Source organism: Nocardia otitidiscaviarum (assembly GCF_007362295.1).
GTDB classification, from domain to species: Bacteria; Actinomycetota; Actinomycetes; order Mycobacteriales; family Mycobacteriaceae; genus Nocardia; species Nocardia otitidiscaviarum.
In genome coordinates, this window is record NZ_CP041695.1 from 3,294,173 (window position 1) to 3,309,081 (window position 14,909).

Sequence of the window (14,909 nt, forward strand, 5' to 3'; positions counted from 1 at the left end):
CGCGTCGTCAACCATCAGTTGACTATCAACCATTCGTCAACTAGTAGTTGACGAATGGTGTTGCAGTCTTCCGATGCCATGCAGCGCGGATTCAGGAGGGTTCATGACGGGAACGACGGCGGCGCGGCGGGTGCTGGTCGTGGGTGCGGGGATCGCCGGGTTGGCCGCGGCGTTGCGGTTCCATCGAGACGGGTGGCAGGTACTCGTCGTCGAGCGGGCACCGGCACGGCGCAGCGGCGGATATCTGGTGAATCTGCACGGCCCGGGATACGACGCGGCAGAACGGTTGGGGCTGGTGCCCGCGTTGCGGCGGCGCGATGCCGGATTCTTCACCACCGTGCTCGTGCACGCGGACGGGCGGGAGAAGCTGACGGTGCCCGCCGAGGTCACCGAGGCCGCGGTCGGCGCACGGGCGGTGAGTGTGCTGCGCGGCGACGTGGAGTCGGTGCTCTACGAGGCGGTGGCCGACCAGGTGGAGATCCGGTTCGGCACCACCGTGCGGGCCGTCGACGAGCGCGCCGACGGGGTCAGCGCCGAACTCACCGACGGCACCCGGGTCGACGCGGAGCTGCTGATCGGCGCGGACGGGCTGCATTCCGGTATCCGTGAGCTCGTATTCGGCTCGGGGACAGACCATCTGGTGGATATGCGCACCGTGGTCGCGGCCTTCCCGCTCGATACGGTGCCCGACCATATCCCGGTGGGTGTGGGCACCACCTTCATCGGGCCGGGGCGTACCGCGGCGGTCATGAATCTCGGACCGGGTCGGTCGTCGGCCTTCTTCACCTACCGCAGCGCCGATCCGGATACCGAGGTCGCACGCGGGCCCGTCGCCGCGCTCACCGGAGCCTTCGGCGATCTGGGCAGCGGAATCGCCGAGGCGCTCGCCCAGCTCGACCACGATCCCGACAGCGCTTATTTCGACGCCGTCAGCCAGGTCACCCTCGCGGCATGGAGCCGCGGGCGCGTGGTCCTGCTCGGCGACGCGGCCTGGTGTGTCACCGTCTTCGCGGGCTACGGGGCGGCACTGGCCCTGGACGGGGCCGACCGGTTGGGTGCGGCCCTCTCCGCGACCGGCACCGACATTCCGGCCGCGCTGGCGGCCTGGGAAGCCGAGCTGCGGCCCGAGGTCGCCAAACGGCAGGCACTGGCCCGCCGGGGCATGGCCCGCTTCGTTCCGCCCACCCGCGCCCATGTGTGGCTGAGCGAGGTGATGATGCGGGCCATACAGCTGCCGGGTCTGCGCGGCCTGGCGCGCAACGCCGTTCGCCGCGCGAACAACTAGGCCCCGCGAACAACTAGGCCGCGCGAACGACGAGACCCCGCGAACGACCGGGCCGGGGGACGACAGCGACCCGTCGCGCCGCATAGGCGCGGCATGCCCAGGATCGGTGGTCCCCGGCGGTGCGCGCCCTGGGACCGCCGCGCCGGGGAGGTCAGTATTCGGGGAACCGAGACACGGCGGAAAGGTCGGCACCCATGCGGATTCCCCTGCGACACACTCTGATCGCCGCGACGGCGGCCCTGACCATATCCTGCTCCGCGCAGACGGCGGAGCGAGAGGTGTTCGACCGGTACATCATTCCGGGTGACCGGGCGTTCCCCTCGGGACTGGCCTACGACCGCGCGTCCGGGCATTTCTTCGTGGGCAGTGCCGCCGACGGCGCGATCTACCGGGGCCATGTGCACGAGCCGCGGGTCGAGGTGTGGTCGCCCGACGGCGCCGACGGCCGCAGCGCCACCGCCGGAATGACCCTCGACCCGGCCGGTCGTCTGTTCGTCAATGGCGGCGGCACCGGCACCGCCCGGGTCTACGATGCCGCCGACGGCCGTCTGCTGGCCGAATTGCGTGGGCTCGACGGCGGTTTCGTCAACGAAGTGACCGTAGCCGCCGACGGCACCGCGTACGCCACCGACTCGCTGCTGCCGGTCGTGTACCGGATCACCGAGACCGGCGGGACCTGGCGGATGGAGCCCTGGCTGGATGTCACGACCACCCCCGTCGACTGGATCGCCGAACGGCACAATCTCAACGGCATTCTCGCGATCGGCGATCACCTGCTCGCGGTGCAGAGTTCCACCGGGCAGCTGTGGCGCATCGACCGGCACAGCGGACGGACCGTCGAGGTGGATCTCGGCGGGCAAACCCTGCCCAGCGGGGATGCGGTGGTCTCCGACGACGGCCGCCGGATCTACGTCACGCAGGGAAATCTCTACGCCGACACCGCTGCCCAGCCGCGGGTCGCGGTGCTGGAGATGAGTCCCGACCTGACCACCGGCCGGATCGTCGACAGCCTGGTCCCACCGGGCGGCTTCCTGCACCCCAGCCAGGCCGCGCTCACCGCAGAGGGCCACCTGCTGGTGGTCAACAGCCAGTACGACCGCTTCGCCGCGGGCCTGCCGCCCACCGCGCTGCCGTTCACGATCACCAGCCTGGACCTGCCGGGCACAGACTGACGGCCGGGGGGCGCGGGATGCGGCGGTGACCGAACTCTCCGTCGGCCACCGCCGCCGCGCTCATGTGCGAACGACACACCCCAGCACGTCGGGCACATCGGTCATGATGCCGCCGACCCCGACCTCGATGAGACGCCGCATGTTCCGCGTATCGTTCACCACGTAGGCGAAGACCTCCAGCCCGCGGGCGCGGGCCAGCGCCATATAGTCGGCGTCCACGTCGTCGGCGGAAATGTGCACCATGCCGCTGTGTATGGCGAGGGCATCCAGTTCGTCCGCCGCGGGCCGACTCTGACTCAGTCCGCCGAGTGGGATGTCCGGCTCCAGCGCGTGGAACTCGCGCAGGAACTCCCAGTCCAGGCTCTGCACCATGAGGCGCCGCCGATCCGGGCCGGTGTCCGCCCAGCCCGGCACCGCGCGCAATTCTCGTGAGACGAGTTCGGCCACACCGTCTTTCGCGTCGGTGAGCTTGACTTCGAGCAGCAGTCCACTGGGACCGTCGCCGAGGGTGCGCAGCACGTCGCCGAGTTCCGGAACGGGTTCACCCGCGTAGGCGGGCGCGAACCAGGAGCCCGCGTCCAGGGTGCGGATCTCGCCGAGCGAGAACTCCGCCACCCGCCACGGCGCGCGGTCCGGGTAGCGGGCGGCGGCGTCGGTGGTGCGCTCCAGGGTTTCGTCGCGAATGACCACGAGCCGGTCGTCGGCGGTGCGGCGGACGTCGAGTTCGACCATGGTCGCGCCCTGTTCGGCGGCCAATCGCGTTGCCGCCACGGTGTTCTCGGGTGCGTAGGCGGACGCGCCACGATGGGCGACGGTGGCCGGGGACGCGTCCTGCGCGACCGCCGGTGCTCCGGTCGCGGCGAGCGTCAGGCCGGTGACCAGCGCCATGAGATATCGGTACACGGTGGGCCTTCCGGGGCTACAGGGAGGTGGTCAGTCCGCCGTCGACCAGCACCGAGGTGCCGGTCATGTAGGCGAGGTCGTCGGAGGCCAGGGCGAGGGCCGCCTGCGCGAGATCCTCCGGCTCGCCGATGCGCTTGATCGCCGGCAGGTTCCGCTGCGCCCAGTCCCGCTTGTACGCGGCCCAGTCCCGCTGCGGATCGGTCGGCTGCACCGCCCGCCACAGCCGGGTGTCCACCGCCCCGGGTGCCAGCACATTGATCCGAATCCCCTGTGCCGCATAGTCCATACTCGCGGCCTGGGCCAGCGCCAGCACCGCGCGTTTGGTGGCGGCGTAGGCCGATCCGCCCGGTCGGGTGGCCACCTCGTGCAGCGATCCGGTGATGATGACGCCGCCGCCACGCGCATCGGCCGCGGCCCAGCCTCCGGCGACACCCGCCACCCCGGTGCCCGCGGCCGCCAACCCGTTCAGCATCGACCTCCTGCTCACTCCCGGCCCTTGCTGCTCGTCCGCACTCTGTCAACCTCCAGCTCGTTCCCGCCGCCGGCTCCGGCGACGGCCACCCCATGGTGTGGCCGCCCCGAACCCCTACGGCAGGGCGCGAACTGGCGAGGACCCCCGATCCTGGGCATCCCACGACCAGGTACGGCCGAGACCGAGGTGGGGCGCATCCGCCTAGCCGCAGTGCCCTCGATGCGGCGGCAGCCGATCCCGCGACCTACCGGCACACTGACAGGTCATGCGACCGCTCCCGCGAACGCGGCAATCCTCCCGGATTCGAGTCGCGCCGAGACGCACGCACATCCCGCATCGGGGTGGTCGGCGAACGCGGCGACAGGCACCACCGAATCACTCCCTCGGGGTGTCAGTCGCACACCGCCCCGGTGGACGCGGATCCCACCAGCTTCGCGTATTTCGCGAGCACTCCGCGGGTGTAGCGCGGCGGCAACGGTTCCCAGCCCTGCGCCCGCTGTCGCAGTTCGGCATCGTCCACGAGCAGATCGAGGCTGCCGTCCGCCACATCGAGCTGGATGCGGTCTCCGTCGCGCACGAAGGCGATCGGCCCGCCGTCCACCGCCTCGGGCGCCACGTGGCCCACGCACAGGCCGGTGGTGCCACCGGAGAAACGGCCGTCGGTCAGCAGCAGCACGTCCTTGCCCAGTCCCGCGCCCTTGATGGCCGCGGTGATGGCGAGCATCTCCCGCATGCCCGGACCGCCCTTGGGCCCCTCGTAGCGGATCACCACCACGTCCCCCGCCGCGATGGTGCCGTCCTCGAGTGCGTCCATGGCGGCTCGCTCCCGGTCGAAAACCCGTGCGGTGCCTTCGAAGACGGAGGAGTCGAACCCGGCCGACTTGACCACCGCACCGCCGGGGGCCAGCGATCCGTGCAGAATCGTGATGCCCCCGGTGGGGTGGATCGGCGATTCCATGGCGCGCACCACCTTCCCGTCCGGGTCGGGCGGGGCGATGGCCGCCAGATTCTCGGCCACCGTCCTGCCGGTGACGGTGAGGCAGTCTCCGTGTAGCAGCCCGGCGTCCAGCAGCGCCTTCATCATGACCGGCACCCCGCCGATGCGGTCCACGTCCGTCATCACGTGCCGACCGAACGGCTTCACATCGGCCAGATGCGGCACCCGCCGCCCGATCCGGGCGAAATCGTCCAGGGTGAGGGCCACGTTCGCCTCGTGCGCGATGGCCAGCAGGTGCAGCACGGCATTGGTGGAGCCGCCGAATGCCATCACCACCGCGATGGCGTTCTCGAACGCCTCCCGGGTCAGGATGTCGCGGGCGGTGATCCCCCGCCGGATCAGTTCCACCACCGCCTCGCCGCTGCGCCGCGCGTAGCCGTCGCGGCGGCGGTCGGTCGCGGGCGGCGCGGCACTGCCGGGCAGCGACATGCCGAGCGCCTCGGCGGCGCTGGCCATGGTGTTGGCGGTGTACATGCCGCCGCACGCGCCCTCTCCGGGGCAGATGGCGCGTTCGATGGCGTCCACGTCGGCTCGGCTCATGAGTCCGCGCGAGCAGGCGCCCACCGCCTCGAAGGCGTCGATGATGGTGACCTCGCGCTCGCTGCCGTCGGAGAGTTTGGCGATACCGGGCAGGATCGACCCGGCGTAGAGGAAGACGCTGGCCAGGTCCAGCCGCGCGGCGGCCATGAGCATGCCGGGCAGCGATTTGTCGCAGCCGGCCAGCAGGACAGACCCGTCCAGCCGTTCGGCCTGCATCACGGTTTCCACGCTGTCGGCGATGACCTCGCGCGATACCAGGGAGAAGTGCATGCCCTCATGGCCCATGGAGATGCCGTCGGAGACCGAGATGGTGCCGAACTGCATGGGGAAGCCGCCGCCCGCGAAGACGCCGTCCTTGCAGCCGCGGGCGAGGCGGTCCAGGGAGAGGTTGCAGGGCGTGATCTCGTTCCAGGACGACGCCACGCCGATCTGGGGTTTGTCCCAGTCCTCGTCGCCCATGCCCACCGCGCGCAGCATGCCGCGGGCGCCGGTCTTCTCCAGCCCGTCGGTGACGTCGCGGCTGCGGGGTTTGATGTCCGGGGTGCTCTGCTGATCGGCCACGGTTCCCCATCATCCCCCGTGTTGCCGGAAAGTCACCGCCACCACGCCCCGGTGCGCCGACGACGAAGGTCCCGCCGCGCCACACCGCGCGAACGGGACCTCTGTCGATGTGCCGCGCCCAACGGGGCCACGGTGCCTGTCGGCGTTACCAGCCGATCGGTCGGAAGCCGACCGATCAGAGGTAGGCGCCGCAGACCGGCCAGGCGCCGACGCCCTGGGTGGCGAGCACGTTCTCGGCCACGCGGATCTGCTCCTCGCGGCTGGCGTTGTGGGCGTAGCCGGTGCCACCGTTGGCGAGCCAGGTGCTCTGGCTGAACTGCAGGCCGCCGTAGTAGCCGTTGCCGGTGTTGATCGACCAGTTGCCGCCGCTCTCGCACTGCGCGACGGCGTCCCAGTTGCCGCTGTAGGCGGAGGCGGTAGCAGTGGAAACACCGAACGGGACAGCGGCGAGCGCGCCCAGCACGGCGGTGGTACCAGCGATACGGGTGAACTTGCGGTTCCGAAGCATGTGATATTCCTGCCTGCGCCCAACCGCCCGGTGAATTCGCACTGCCGGGTCCCCGTCCCCAGGGAATGTCTTGGTGAATCTCGACCGCGGGACGGGGTTACCGGTGTACGGCGGTTCGAGTCCGACTCAGCCTTCGCCCGAGCCGTCGACGACCATAACGGAACAATCACGATGGATCACGGACCGATAACTCGCATTTGACTTGCGTGACGCTCGAACCTGATCTCCGTTTATGCAGATAATCGCGCGGGTCGTACTTAATTACATTCCCGTAGTTACTAAACCAAAATGTGTCCGAGGTCACCGAAATTCGGTGATAACGATCTCGAGGTCAACCCGCGGAGGGGTTCCCAACAGCCGTCTCAGACGCTATCGTACTGGCAGTACCGCATACCGGCGGTACCCGCTCAACGAGGTGCGCCATGACCACCACATATCCCCAGGCCAGGCGGATCAGGTTCCGCTTCGGCGATCCGGAGCCGATGTCGAAGTACTACGCGGGCGGCGACATCGTGTTCAGCCACTTCATCGCGGGTCTCTCGGCGGGCTTCCCGCCCGGCGAGGAGTCGTTCATCCGCTCGGTCCGCAAGTTCGCCGACCACATCACCGATCCGGCCCTGAAGAAGCGGGTGGCCGGGTTCATCGGCCAGGAGGCCATGCACGGGCAAGAACACCGGCGGCTCAACGGCAAACTCGCCGAGCTGGGCTATCCCGTCGAGTGGTACGACTCCCCCGCCGCCGTCGAGCGCCTGCGCCGCATCGAGCAGCGGCTGCCCGACCTGGTGCATCTGGCGAGCACCGCGGCGGCCGAGCACTACACGACCGTGCTCGCCACCCGGGTGCTGACCCGGCCCGAAGTCCAGGAGCTCGCGGGCGACCCCGAGGTGCGCAACCTGTTGAACTGGCACGCGGTCGAGGAGATCGAGCACAAGTCGGTCGCCTTCGACGTGTACCGGGCCGTGGGCGGCAGCGAACGGATGCGCATCGCCACCATGGCCACCGTGCTGGCGCTCACCCTGCCGCTCACCACGGTGAGCCTGATCCTGTCGCTGCGCCGCGACGACTACGCGCGAGCGCATCCGGCCCGGCTGGCCCGCGAGGCGTACACGCTGTTCACCGGGCCGCTGTTCCGCGGTCTGGGCCGCGAACTCGCCCAGTATCTGCGTCCGGGCTTCCATCCCGACGACAACGACACCACCGCGCTGCTGGATCGCTGGCGGGCCGAATTGTTCGGCGACACCGGCATTCTCAGCGATCACCTGCGTTAGCGGGCTCGGCGGACCGCTCGGACACCGCCGCGAATCAACGGAGATTCATCATGAACAGATCCACGCTTCCCACCCGCACCACCGGTGCGCCCCCGGTGCGCCGCATGCGATTCCGGTTCGGCGAGCCCGAACCCATGAGCAAGCATTTCGCGGACGGCGATATCGTGCTCAGCCATCTGACGGCACTGCTGTCGGCGGCCTTCCCACCCGGTGAGGATTCCTTCGTGCGTTCGGTGCGGCGGGTGTCCGGGCGGATCGACGATCCGGTGCTCAAGAAGCGCGCCGCCGGATTCATCGGACAGGAGGCCATGCACGGACAGCAGCATCGGCTGCTCAACGACCAGTTGGTCCGGATGGGCTACGTACTGGTCCGGGTGCCGAATTTCGCACCGGGCAGCCGCCGGGAGCGGGCCCTGATCCGCGCCGAACGGCTGCTGCCCGCCCACGTCCATCTGGCGGCCACCGCGGCGGCCGAGCACTTCACCAGCATGCTGGCGCGGCGCGTGCTGACCAGCCCGGAACTCCAGGAGATCGCCACCGCGAGTCCGGAGGTGCGGAATCTGCTGAACTGGCACGCGCTGGAGGAACTCGAGCACAAGTCGGTCGCCTTCGACGTCTACCGCGCCACCGGCGGCGGTGAGGCGGTGCGGATCGGCGTCATGACCATCCCGTATGTGGGGATCATCCCCTTCATGGCGCTGGCGGTGGGCCTGTCCATCCTCACCGACCCGCAGGGCTGGCGGCCGGTCACGGTCACCCGCCAAGCCGTCGGCGTGCTGCGCGGCCCCCTGGTCAAAGGGCTGCTCGCCGAGATCCGGGAGTACCTGAAGCCCGGCTTCCATCCCGACGACCTCGATACCGAACCCCTGGTCCAGCAGTGGCAGCGGGAGCTGTTCGGCGACGACGGCCTGCTGCTCGACCGGGTCCGCTGACCCACCGAACGCCGGAGAGGATCCATCATGAACGCACATCCCGAGATTCCGCGCGCCGACCACGAGGTCGTGGTGGTCGGCGCCGGATTCGGCGGTATCGGAGCCGGTATCGCACTGCAGCGCAAGGGCATTCACGACTTCGTCATCGTGGACAAGTGGGACCGGGTCGGCGGCACCTGGCATGCCAACACCTATCCCGGTGTGGCCGTGGACATTCCGTCCTTCATCTACAGCTTCTCCTATGAGCAGCGCGGCGACTGGTCGCGGATCTTCGCCCCCGGCGACGAGTTGCGCGACTATGCCGACAGCATGGTCGACAAGTACGGACTGCGCCGCAAGCTGCTGCTCGGCACCACCATCACCGGAGCCGAGTACGACGAGGACGGCGGGCTCTGGCGGCTGCGCACCGACGGTGACCGCACCCTCACGGCACGTTTCGTCGTCATGGCGGTGGGCGGCTTGGAGCGGCCGAAGATGCCCGATATCCCGGGGTTGCAGGATTTCGGTGGCGCGCTGGTGCATACCGCCCTGTGGGACCACGACCTGGCGCTGGCCGGTAAGCGGGTGGCCGTGATCGGCACCGGCGCGACGGCGCTGCAACTGGTGCCCGCCATCGCCGCGGAGGTGGACCACCTCACCGTCTTCCAGCGCACCCCCATCTGGGTGTTCCCGAAGACCGACGCCGCCGTGGGACCGTGGGGGCGGGCCGTGCTGGGCAATCGATTGCTACGCTCCGGCATTCGCGCGGTCGGCACCCTGGCCACCGAGATCGGGATGGGCGGCATGGTCGTGGGCCCCGCCTGGCTCACCGACACGGGACGACGGCTGGCCGAGATTCCGGTACGCCGCTGGATGCGGTCGCAGGTGCGCGATCCACGAGTGCGCGAACAGCTGATCCCCCGCTACGGACTGGGTTGCAAGCGGCCGTCCATGTCCAACGACTACCTCGCCACCTTCAATCGTCCGGATGTGCGCCTGGTGACCGACGCGATCGAGCGGGTCGACGAGCATGGGGTGGTCACGGCCGACGGGATCCGCCACGACGTGGATGTCATCGTCTGCGCCACGGGATTCAAACTGTGGGAAAAGGATTCGGTGCCGCCGTTTCCGGTGATCGGTCGCGATCGGCTCAGCCTCGGCGACTTCTGGGATACACACCGATTCCAGGCGTATCACGGGGTATCGGTACCCGGCTTTCCCAATATGTTCGCCATAACCGGCCCGTACGGTTTCGTGCTCGGCTCGTATATCTGGATGATCGAAGCCACCGCCGCCCATCTGAGTCGCGCCATCGCGGAAACGAAACGGCGCGGTGAGTCCGTCTGCGAAATACGGCCATCCGCGCACGATGAATATTTCGCCGCATGTCTGCGGCGACAGGAGAAGAATTTCCTCTTCACCCCGGCCTGCCACGGTTCGAATACGTATTACATCAATAGTCACGGAGATTCGCCGTTCCGGCCGTCCACCCACGGCGAGATGTACTGGCAGAACCGTCATTACGACCTCGACGACTACCGGTACAGCACCCCGGCCGGCACGCCCCGGCCGCACCGGATCCTGGAGGAGTCGGCATGAAACTCAACGACATCCGTCCCGAACTCGTCGTGGTGACCGGGGCGGGCAGCGGGATCGGCCGGGCGGTGGCGCTGCGCTTCGCCCGGCGCGGAGCCCACGTGGTGGTCTCCGATATCGACCTCGACAGCGCCCGCGCCACCGAGGCCATGATCCACGCCCGGGGCGAGCACGCCAGCGCCGCGCGCCTCGACGTCACCGACCCGTGGGCGTGGGAGGAGTTCGCCCGCGACGTCCTGGCCGACTACGGGCTGGCCGACGTGCTGGTCAACAATGCGGGCTTGGTGGTCGGCGGGGCGTTCCTGGATATGGCGCCCGCCGACTGGGACACCCAGCTCGGGGTCAATCTGCTCGGGGTCGTGCACGGGTGCCGGGTGTTCGGACGGCAGTGGGTCGACAGCGGGCACCGCGGGCATATCGTCAATATCGCCTCGGCGGCCGCCTTCACCCCCACCCCGGTCATGTCGGCCTATTCGGTGTCCAAGGCCGGAGTGAAGATGCTCACCGAATGTCTGCGACTGGAGCTGGGCCCCAAGGGCATCAGTGTGAGTGCCATCTGCCCCGGATTCATCAATACCGGCATCGGTGCACACGCCGTGACTGTGGGCCTCGATCCGGCCGTCGTCGAGCGGGGCAGGGCCCTCGCCCGGCACGCGCAGGAGGTGGCCGAGCGGCTGCCGTTCTCGCCACTGAGCCCGGACCAGGTGGCCCGTGCGGTGGAGCGGTCGGTGCGCTACGACCTGGCCGTGGTGCCGGTGCGGCCGGAGGCGTGGCTGGGCTACGCCCTCATGCGGATCGCTCCCGGTGTCAATCGCCGCATGACCCAACCGTTCTCGACCGAGCGCCTGGAACGGCTGGCGGGCTGGGCGATGCGACGCCTCGACCGGCAGGCGGTCACCGCCGACAGAGCGCCGACACCCGCGGGGGTGGGGCGGTGAGCGGGCGCGCGCATACCCTCGAGATCGCGGCGGTGGTGCGGGAGACCACCGATGCCCACACCCTGGTCTTCAGCGTGCCGTCGCAGCTGCACGGTCGGTTCACCTACCGGCCGGGGCAGTTCCTCACCCTGCGGGTTCCCAGCGAACGCACCGGATCGGTGGCGCGCTGCTATTCGCTGTGCAGCAGCCCGCATGTGGACGAGCGGCTCGCCGTGACGGTGAAGCGCACGGCGGGCGGCTACGCGTCGAATCTGCTCTGCGATACGGCCCGGGCCGGGGACCTGATCACCGTGCTGGAACCGGGTGGCAGCTTCGGGCCGCGCGGGCTGGACGGGGAACTGCTGCTCGCCGCCGGGGGCAGCGGGATCACACCGCTGCTGTCGATCGCGAAATCGGTGCTGGCGGCCGGGCGCGGCAACATCGTGCTGTTCTACGCGAACCGGGATCGGCGATCGGTGATCTTCGCGGCCGAACTGGAGCGGCTGGAGCGCCGGTATCCGCGGCGGCTGCGGGTGCTGCATTGGATCGAAGCCGAACGGGGGCTGCCGAACGCGCGGCGGGTGGGTGAGCTGCTGCGGCGGCATCGCCGCCGGGAGTGGTACATCTGCGGGCCGCAAGGCTTCACCACGGTGCTGCGGTCGGCGGCGGCCGCCGTGCGGGTACCTGCGGCCCAGGTCCATCTGGAGGAGTACCGCTCGCTCACCGCGAATCCGTTCGAGGAACTCACTCCCCCAACGCATCTCACCGTCGCCGCGCTGCCCTCGACCGCCGCCGGGGCGGACGACGGCAGCGCCGCCCTGGAGGTCGACATCGACGGGCGCACCCATCACCTCGGCTGGCCGCGCACCGCCCGGCTGCTGGATGTGCTGCTGGACAACGGCATCGACGCGCCCTATGTGTGCCGGGAATCGGCGTGCGGCACCTGTGTCTGCGCGGTGCGGCGCGGGCGCACCCGCATGGTGCGCAACGAGGCGCTCATCGACGAGGAACTCGCCCAGGGATTGACACTGGCCTGCCAGACGCTGCCGGACTCGGCCGACGTTCACGTCAGCTTCGACCTGTAGCGCCCGTGTGTCAGTTCGCGGCGAAGGCGAGATGCGGGGGTTTGCGCACGTCCACCGCCACCTCGTTGAGCCGGGCCACCGCGTCCAGCACCGCCGCCGCGATGGTGCTGACATGTTCGGCGAACTGCTCGGCGGTCATGATCCGAGCGCGCGAGCGGTTGACGCCCAGGTACCACTCGGTGGCCGAACCCACCGCCCCGAAGATGGCGTAGGTGGTCAGTTCCAGGCTGCCGGTGTCCACCTGCTGACCCGAGAGCCGTTCCTCCACCAGCCGGGCCACCCGCAGGGCCGAGCGTTGCGCCACATCGAGCGCGCGCTCGGGCTGCTCGGCCTGCTGGGCCATGCGCCCGTGCACCAGGAAGCGGAAGACCTCCGGACTCTCCTCGACCACGGCGACGTATTCGGTGATCCCGATCCGCAGCAGGTCGGCGACCGAGTCGGCCATGAGGTTCACCCGCTCCAGGAAGCGATCCCACAGCATGCTCTGCACCCGGTCCAGGATGGCCAGGTACAGGTCGGTCTTGTCCTCGAAGTGGCGGTACAGCTTGGGTTTCGCGCAGCCCGCGGCGCGCGCGATATCGTCCATGCTCACGTCGGGACCATGTTCGGTCAGCGCCCGCAGCGCGGCGTCCACGAAGTCGGCGCGCACCTGTTCGCGATGTTCGCGCCACCGCTCGGTGCGCGCGTCCGGACGGGATCCGGCCGCCGCGGTGCGTTTCGCCCCACGGGTGAGCCTCTTCTCGGCGGCCGACATGACGTCATGATATGCGATACCGCCGGTACGCGAAGGCCGGTGCGGTGGGTGATCGGGTCAGGACGGCGCGGCCGGTCCCGGCCCCTCCGGCACCGGGACGGTATTCGCACGGCAGGGTTGCTGGGCCGTGGTCGCGCAGTCGGGCAACCGCTCGGCGTGCGGATACGGGGTGTGGCCGAGGACGATGCTCGACGGTCGTCCCGGCTCGAACCAGACGGTGTTGTCCGCGGGCGTGGGGAGGGTGCCGAAGACCCAGTAGCCGGTGGGCGCGGGGGTGTCGATGGTGACGCGAATGCTGGAACCGGCACGGAAGACATGCGCGAACTTCTGGATCTCGACCCGCAGCGGGGTCGGCTCCCCCGGCACCAGCGGGGTGGCCGCGGCGGCGGTGAAGTCGCCCGAGGGGCGCAACTCGGTGGACCGAGACGGGTCGAGGGCGCGCTGCGAGGCCCGCAGCCAGCCACGTTGGACGTACATCTCCTGCCCGTCGGGCCGCACCTCGGACACGGTGATCTGCACGTCGGTATCGGGTGCGGACGAACTCAGCCACAGGTCCGCCGATCCGGGGCCGTAGAGGCTCAGGTCCTCGGGCAGCGCTCCGGTGGTGAAGGTGAGCTGCCCGTCGCCGGTGGCGGGCGGATTCCAGCCACCGTCGCCGGGAACGTTCACGGCGGCCCCGGCGTCCGGATAGCGGTAGCGCGCGGACGCGCCGGGCAGGGCCGGTGGCGTGGCGTCGAGCCGCCCGTCCGGCTGGAGCCACAGCCGCATCGGTGTCACCGGGACCGGCAGGCGGTCGAACTCGGCGACCGAAGTCGGTGTCAGCCGGGGCTTCTCACCGTCGGCGGCGACCTGCATCTCCTGCAGCAGGCGCACATGCGGCTCGCGATCGAATCCGTTGTCCTCGCCCTTGACGAAGTGGGCCAGGAATCGTTTCAGCACGGCGTGGATGTCCGGTGCGGTGAGGTCGGTGTGATGGTCGCCGTTGGAGCTGATCAGCCACATCCGCTCCGGATCCATTGTCTCCTCGTAGTATCCGGCCCGCGGCCCGACCTGCTCGTCCTGCCAGGACTGGGTGCCCAGCGCCGGTACCTCGATGCGGCCGGTGTGCAGATACGCGCTCTTGCTCGCGTAGCGGTCGCCGAAGTACTGGTCGTTGTCGAGCCATTCGGTGATATCGATATCGGGTCGCCGCGCGTTGGCGGTGTTCGCGGCGGCGACGGCCGCGCATTCGGTGTCGCCGTCGAGCAGTTCGGCCTGCCGGGCGGCGTGCTGCCAGGTGCCCGCGAAACCGTTCCACCAGTCGGCCGGGAAACCGACGTTCTGGATGCCGCCCGGATAGCCGACATCGCGGTAGGGATCGGCGACGTTCTTGCTCGGCGTGATCGCCCGCAGCCCCTCGGGGCGCTGCGCGGCGGTCCACAGCTGGTTGTAGCCGGAGTAGGAGTAGCCGATCATGCCGACGCGGCCGTTCGACCACGGCTGTCGCGCCGCCCATTCCACGGCGGCGGCACCCGCCGCGCCGACGGTCTCGTCGAAGATGTGGTTCACGCCGGTCGAACAGCCGGTGCCGGGAACGTTCACCCCGACGATCGCGTAACCCTCGGCGAGCCAATCCCTTCCGATATCGGGATCGGAACCGGCGCTGTAGCCGTCGTACTCCACCAACACCGGATGCGGCCCGCCGCCGCCGGGCAGCAGCACCGAGTATCGGATACGTTCACCGCCGTCGAGGGCGAGATATCCCCACAGTCGGGATGCGGCCGGATCGGACGAATCCGGTTCGGACCGAGCGCATCCCGCGCAGAGGATCGCCATGGCCGCCGCGACCGCCGCCGCCCGCCTGCGCCTACCCACCATGGTCGTATCTCCTCACCGTCACGTCCGATCGACAGCTGCGACAGTACGAATCCGATCCTGGACTGTCGTCGCACCAGCGGATG

At 69.6% G+C, this 14,909-nt stretch carries 13 protein-coding genes; 7 read left to right on the plus strand and 6 right to left on the minus strand.

What is annotated here, in order from left to right:
• The first annotated feature begins 103 nt into the window (after positions 1-103).
• Both FOH10_RS14560 and FOH10_RS14565 read left to right on the plus strand, forming a co-directional pair.
• Positions 104-1,285: an FAD-dependent oxidoreductase gene (locus FOH10_RS14560; protein ID WP_186000835.1), complete on the plus strand. Its 1,182-nt coding sequence runs from the start codon at positions 104-106 to the stop codon at positions 1,283-1,285.
• A gap of 194 nt (positions 1,286-1,479) precedes the next feature.
• Positions 1,480-2,457, plus strand: a complete 978-nt coding sequence (locus tag FOH10_RS14565) for an SMP-30/gluconolactonase/LRE family protein (protein ID WP_143981117.1) — start codon at positions 1,480-1,482, stop codon at positions 2,455-2,457.
• A 60-nt stretch (positions 2,458-2,517) separates the two neighbouring features.
• Here the strand turns inward: FOH10_RS14565 and FOH10_RS14570 are convergent, their stop codons facing one another.
• The 4 genes from FOH10_RS14570 to FOH10_RS14585 form a co-directional block, all read right to left on the minus strand.
• Positions 2,518-3,345 (minus strand): glycerophosphodiester phosphodiesterase, encoded by an 828-nt coding sequence (locus FOH10_RS14570; protein ID WP_143981118.1) that lies wholly within the window; start codon positions 3,343-3,345, stop codon positions 2,518-2,520.
• Between the two features lie 31 nt (positions 3,346-3,376).
• Positions 3,377-3,832, minus strand: a complete 456-nt coding sequence (locus tag FOH10_RS14575; RefSeq protein WP_143981119.1) for an SDR family NAD(P)-dependent oxidoreductase — start codon at positions 3,830-3,832, stop codon at positions 3,377-3,379.
• Between the two features lie 391 nt (positions 3,833-4,223).
• Positions 4,224-5,930, minus strand: coding sequence for a dihydroxy-acid dehydratase (ilvD, locus tag FOH10_RS14580; protein ID WP_143981120.1), 1,707 nt, complete (start codon positions 5,928-5,930; stop codon positions 4,224-4,226).
• Between the two features lie 175 nt (positions 5,931-6,105).
• Complete coding sequence (locus FOH10_RS14585) at positions 6,106-6,438, minus strand: transglycosylase family protein (RefSeq protein ID WP_029928628.1); 333 nt, start codon at positions 6,436-6,438, stop codon at positions 6,106-6,108.
• 422 nt (positions 6,439-6,860) lie between these two features.
• Between FOH10_RS14585 and FOH10_RS14590 the strand changes: the two genes are divergently transcribed.
• The 5 genes from FOH10_RS14590 to FOH10_RS14610 are packed head-to-tail and all read left to right on the plus strand — an operon-like array spanning position 6,861 to position 12,215.
• Positions 6,861-7,706, plus strand: a complete 846-nt coding sequence (locus FOH10_RS14590) for a metal-dependent hydrolase (protein ID WP_143981121.1) — start codon at positions 6,861-6,863, stop codon at positions 7,704-7,706.
• Positions 7,707-7,756: 50 nt separating this feature from the next.
• A complete protein-coding gene (locus tag FOH10_RS14595) occupies positions 7,757-8,638 on the plus strand; it encodes a metal-dependent hydrolase (protein ID WP_143981122.1) in 882 nt (293 codons plus the stop codon).
• A gap of 27 nt (positions 8,639-8,665) precedes the next feature.
• Positions 8,666-10,216, plus strand: coding sequence for a flavin-containing monooxygenase (locus FOH10_RS14600; protein WP_143981123.1), 1,551 nt, complete (start codon positions 8,666-8,668; stop codon positions 10,214-10,216).
• Entirely contained in the window at positions 10,213-11,151 is a 939-nt protein-coding gene (locus tag FOH10_RS14605; RefSeq protein WP_143981124.1) for an SDR family NAD(P)-dependent oxidoreductase, read from the plus strand. Before FOH10_RS14600 ends, FOH10_RS14605 begins: the two co-directional genes overlap by 4 nt.
• Positions 11,148-12,215, plus strand: coding sequence for a ferredoxin--NADP reductase (locus FOH10_RS14610; protein ID WP_143981125.1), 1,068 nt, complete (start codon positions 11,148-11,150; stop codon positions 12,213-12,215). Before FOH10_RS14605 ends, FOH10_RS14610 begins: the two co-directional genes overlap by 4 nt.
• Before the next feature lie 10 nt (positions 12,216-12,225).
• On the opposite strand, the gene FOH10_RS14615 is transcribed toward FOH10_RS14610, so the two are convergent.
• Positions 12,226-12,969, minus strand: a complete 744-nt coding sequence (locus FOH10_RS14615) for a TetR/AcrR family transcriptional regulator (RefSeq protein ID WP_051037359.1) — start codon at positions 12,967-12,969, stop codon at positions 12,226-12,228.
• A 57-nt stretch (positions 12,970-13,026) separates the two neighbouring features.
• Positions 13,027-14,826 (minus strand): CocE/NonD family hydrolase, encoded by a 1,800-nt coding sequence (locus tag FOH10_RS14620; protein ID WP_143981126.1) that lies wholly within the window; start codon positions 14,824-14,826, stop codon positions 13,027-13,029.
• Between the last annotated feature and the right edge of the window lie 83 nt (positions 14,827-14,909).